The following is a 5,160-nucleotide window of genomic DNA, read 5'->3' on the forward strand; positions in this document are numbered from 1 at the left end:
TGTTAATCCAGCCCACCCCAACGGTGGTGGAAGAGCCGCTTTGGCTTATCCAACCGGTCAATTGCCCACCAAAATCCCCCCGCTCGCCAAAAGCGAATCTACCTTGGCTGTCCGTGTTCTCGTCCTCTTCGAAGCTGTGGTTGGCAATCGTCACCTGAACAGGGTCGGTGCCAGTGATTGCCGAGCCATTGACGACGAGAGCGTCCAGCCCGGTGTTATTGCCTTCAGCGGCGGCACCTGCTACGAAGATTTTCAAAGTGTAAGTCTGCCCACTGGAGAGTGTGAGTGGAGGAGTAAAGGTCAGGGTTTCCTGGCCGGAGATTCCACTAACGGCAGCTGCGGTGACGCTGCCGAGCAAACCCGAGCTTGAGCCGGTGATGCTCACTGTCCAATCCGCCGGGCGAGAAGCGGTCTGAAAGACCCCACTGTTGTTAAAGTGCTGCCAGTCGAGAACGACATTCTCAACCTGAATCTGAGGCAGGGTGAGAACTAACGGGATGCTTATGCTCCACGGTCCTTCGTTGTCGAGATTCTTGTCAGGTGCGAAGTGGCCTTGGGCATCGGTGGTGTTGAAAAGGCCGGCGAAGTTGGCACTGGTCGGGCTTTCGTCGAAGGCTGTTAGGGTGCCGGGATCGGCAATTCCTCTGACCGTCCAAGTGATATTCGAGGCGGTCTTGGCGCTGACCATTCTTCCGATGAAGTCAGTAGCGAGGATTGCGGTGATCGGGGCGGTGGTGGCGAGGGCCGTAGCTGAGTTTCCAGTGACATTCTGATTCGAACTCTTGTCCCGGGCGCGGACTCGGTAGCCATACTCGGTATCTGGAAGCAGTCCGCTGTCCACGTAGGTGGTGTCGTTCTGCCAGTCGCCGTCGTTTCCTCCTCCGGAGACGCACTCGAAGTAATACTCGACTCCACTCGGATCCGAAGCGGTGATAGCGGTCATGGTGATCGATGTTCCGTCAAAGGCGGCCGGCGGCGAAGCGAAGGACATCGGGTTTGGCAGCGGCGCGCTGAGATCCGGTGACAGCGGTACTGCTTGAGGGGCAAACACCTTCCGACTGTCGTCCTGATCTGCGACGGAAAGCCCATCGAGTTGGCCATCAGAATTACTGCCGGTTCCCATGATGGATCCGTCGGCGAGCTTGATCAGGGTGAAATGATATCCGCATTCGATACCGTTGGGCGTATTAGGCAACCCGGCAAGCACCTGAGGTGATCCGTAGGTCACTGGGGATGTGCTGCCACCTCCACACTGCCCTTCCAAATTCCTTCCCCACGCCGAGATTTGACCTCCGGTGCCGAGAGTTGCGGAGTGGAAATAGCCTGCGGTCACCGACGTGATGCCGCTGAGTCCGGGTATGGGAGCTAGGGTCGAGCTTGAATTGGTGGTGCCAAGACCCAACTGGCCGAAGGCGTTGTTGCCGGTGGCACGCACCGTGCCATTGGTTAGCAGGACGAGGGTGTGCTGCCCCCCGGCCGCGACCTTGGCAGCGGAGCTGACACCTGCGACCTGGGTCGGGACAAGTCGATCTGCGGTATTACCAAGACCGAGTTGACCGTGAGTATTGCGGCCCCATGTCCAGAGGGAGTTGTCCGTTTTCACTGCTGCGGAAAAACCGTCACCTGCCGACATCGAAGTCACGCCTGTTAGAACTACGACCGGTGTGGTGACATCAAGCAGGCCACCATTTCCGAGCTGACCGCTGCCGTTGTGACCCCAAGCGTAGAGATTGCCCGTGTCACTATCCAGTGCCAGGTAGTGGCGGTGACCGGCGGCGATGGCATCGATTCCAGTCAGGCCCGCTACCTGCATTGGGGTCGCTACCGGAGCGGGAGTACCGTGAGGTGTGGTATGCTGAAGTGTGGTCTCACCGAGAAACCAGACCGTGCCGTCGGACTTGAGCGCCAGGGTGCTGAAGCCACCTGCCGCGATATCACTGACTCCGTTCAGGCTGACCACGGTGGCGGGGGTTCCGGCGGGTGTTGTGCCGAGCTGGCCGTAGGTTCCATCGCCGAGTCCCCTGACAGATCCGCCATCGACACGGACGACATGGTATCCCCCGGCGGAAAAATCTGCGGCGTATGATGAAGCAAGGGAGCCGCATGCCAACATCAGCAAGCTGACGCCTGTGGAAAAAAGTTGGTGTCGTTTCATCCTACTGAGCCTCCGTTTTAAGCTGCGTGGTTAGGGCATCGAGTTCGCTTAGTTTCGAGGCATAGCGCAGGTCGCTGGCGAGATTGGTGCGCTGGTAGGGATCGACGGTGACATCGTAGAGCTGTTTCACGTTCCCGTTGTTCGGATAGCGGGTGTAGCTGAAGGACTCGGTACGCACGCCTTCGTTTCGGTAAACTCCCCCCCCGCCAGCTTGGGGATGATCATGGAAGAAAGCGGTCCGCCAGTCGGAGGGCGGGCTGCCATCGACGATGGATTTCAACGAGCGCCCCTGCATCACGCTGGGAATTGCTGCGCCCGCGTAATCAAGAATGGTGGCTGGGATGTCGATGTTGAGAACCATTTGGGAAACCCGCTTTCCCTTCTGAGTGGCGGGCAATCGCGGATCCATCACCACCATCGGCAAGCGGATCGACTCCTCCTGAATGTACCATTTTCCCGCCTGATGGCGCTCGCCTAGGAAGAAGCCGTGGTCGGAGCTGAGGATGATGATCGTGTTGTCCGCCACGCTGTCGCTGGTGTGGCCGTCATTGTTCGGGTCCTCCAGAGCCGCGAGAATCCGCCCGATCTGAACGTCCACGCCGTGGATCAGGCGGTGGTGCTTTTTGACGTTGTCTTGAAACTTCTGCTCGGTGCCAAAGCGGCTAATCCAACGGCTGGTGCCCTCCCCGGATTGGAAGATGGAGAGGTTTCCCTCGAACTGAGCCAAGGTATCGGTCTTGGCGTGAGGAATGGTGTCCGCCACATAGAGTGAATCGTAGGCCGGGTCATTCTGGAATGGATCGCTGGCTCCATCCTGCACGTGCGGCGCTTTCCAACTGACTTGCAGGCAGAAGGGCGCCGAAGTTGAATTCTTGGCCGGATCGACGGCATCCCCGATGAACTCCACGGCAAGGTCGCCCATGAATTTCGAGATATGCCGACCGTTGGCGGACTCGCCGTCGATGGTCTGATTGAAGTAACTTCCCTGGCTGTTGTAGCCCTTGTTGAAGTCATAGGTGCTGTAGAGACCGGTGAAGTTGTTGCCTAGTCCATGCTTGCCAATGAAGCCCATGTAGTATCCTGCGTCATCGAGCCGGTCGGGATAGGAGTTCGCCCACTTCGATGCGGAAAGATTCTGATTGAAGCCAGTGATGCCGTGCCGCTGCATGTGCTGGCCCATGAAGACGCTGGCCCGACTCACCATGCAGATCGCCGTGGTGGTGTAGGCACTTTCGAAGACGGTTCCTTGCTCCGCCAAGGTGTCCATGTTCGGAGTCGTGATCACCGAATTACCGGTGAAACCCGCCGCGTCCCAGCGCATGTCATCAAGGAATAGGAAGACGACATTAGGGGGATCCGCCTGAGCAGCGAGGGACGAGGCGAAAAAAATTGAAAGAAAGGTTTTCATCAAGAAGTTGAAACGAACCATCAAGCTCTTGAGAGCCTCGAAAACAGAGTCGTTCGAAGAGGCTTTCAAGAACCTTAAATTGATCTACCCCACGCCCCCCCCAATCGGCGCAAGGTTCATGCGGGGAGGAGGAACGGCGAGGGACTCGCTGGCCGTGTTTAGGCTTATTGAGTTTGCACACGGAAAAAGCGGTTGACAACGACGGGGAAGGTTATTGCCCCGTTGCCCATGCCGTCGGTGGTTGCGGTGGTCTCGATGGTGGAGAATCCGCTGGAAAGATCAGGATCGCTGGCGATGTCGTAGGTGGTGTTCGGCTCGCCGGTGAAGTTGATGGTGAAGTTGGTTCCATCGAAGGCGACGCTGTTGATCATGAGATTGCCGCCCCCAAGTACCTCGGAGAGGGTGGCGGCAAAGTTGCCCGCACCCACCGTGCCCGGGAAACTTTCAAGATAAAGGTCGAGGTTTCCTCCCGTGCCATTGTTCGACAGGAAGGTGCCACTGGTAGAATAGGGCGAATTCGGTCCATCATCCGTGAGGGTGAGAGTAAATGAGACTTCCCCGTTCGTGTCGTAGTCGGGACTGAGCGTGAAGCTGAAATCAAAGCTGACATCGCCGGTCCCGGCATTCTGGGTTTCGGTGAATCCTCCAGTTCCCTGAATATTCGTGGAAGCCGCGGCGCTGGTATCGAAAACCTGCTGCGGGTTCTGGATGTTGGGGCTGCGAGCGAGGAAACCCATGCCGTTGTCGTCGGCAGAACCTACTGCGGTTGCGCTTGCTGTGTTTGGGTTCAATACCACGCCGATCCAACCGTCTGCACCCAAACCAGCTGGGAAAGCGGAGGGGTTGGCGGTGGCGGTGAGGCGGAAGGTCTTACCCTTGTCGCTATTCGTGAAACGGCGCAAGGCACCGCTGGCGAAGGTCGTCGGGAAATTCTTGACCGCAGTACCGTCGAATACCAAGGGAGTAGCCGGGTAGCTGGTATTCAGTCCGGGGTCGGTGAGCGCCAGCACTTCGTCGCTGTCGCTGTAGCCATCACCGTCCGAGTCTGCCAATGCGGGATTGGTGATGAAGCCGTCGGTGCCGGGGATGACTTCCTCGCCATCAAGGATACCATCGTTGTCACTGTCAGGATCGGTGGGACTGGTGATGTCGCCTGGAGTAGATCCGGCGCTTGTTCCTGTCCAGATGTTCGCACTGCCGGAGACTTCCACCGGGTCGTTCAATCCGTCATCGTCGGTATCCACCTTGTCGGGGCGTGACTCATCGCCGGAGTTGGGATTCCCGTCGGGGCCGAGGTACTCGGCGAGATCGGAGAGGCCGTCGCCATCGAAATCCGCACCGGCGAGGCCGGAGAGGCTGGCGAGACCGGTGACGTTGAAGTCTCCCGCAGGAGAAATCCCAATAAAGGAATTCTCGTATCCGTCGGGCAGGTCGTCCTCGTCGGTATCGTCGGGGACTGTCAAATCGAGTCGGACGTTGTCGAAAAAGGATTGGTTGGCAGCCGTGCTGGCACCCCCCGTGCCGAAGGAATAGAGCAGGATTCCGATGTTTCCGCTGCGGGTGAGGTCGGAGGCTGTCACCGTGTAATCGAACGAAA

The 5,160-nt window shown here is 58.3% G+C and carries 1 protein-coding gene and 2 pseudogenes; all 3 read right to left on the minus strand.

The features are described 5' to 3' along the window. Positions 1 to 2,155: pseudogene (locus WBG04_RS20370) on the minus strand (hypothetical protein); the annotation flags it as partial. Between the two features lies 1 nt (position 2,156). Continuing rightward, the gene (locus WBG04_RS20375; protein WP_424316566.1) at positions 2,157 to 3,563 is read right to left on the minus strand and encodes a sulfatase-like hydrolase/transferase; all 1,407 of its coding nucleotides are present in this window, start codon (positions 3,561 to 3,563) and stop codon (positions 2,157 to 2,159) included. A 164-nt stretch (positions 3,564 to 3,727) separates the two neighbouring features. Next, positions 3,728 to 5,160 (minus strand): annotated as a pseudogene (locus WBG04_RS20380) (hypothetical protein); the annotation flags it as partial.

The organism is Haloferula sp. (assembly GCF_049672945.1).
Classification (GTDB): Bacteria; Verrucomicrobiota; Verrucomicrobiia; order Verrucomicrobiales; family Akkermansiaceae; genus Haloferula.

Bases quoted from the DNA above. Each gene is read 5' to 3' on its own strand.
- WBG04_RS20375 (WP_424316566.1), bottom strand. From the start codon at position 3,563: ATGAAAACCTTTCTTTCAATTTTTTTCGCCTCGTCCCTCGCTGCTCAG.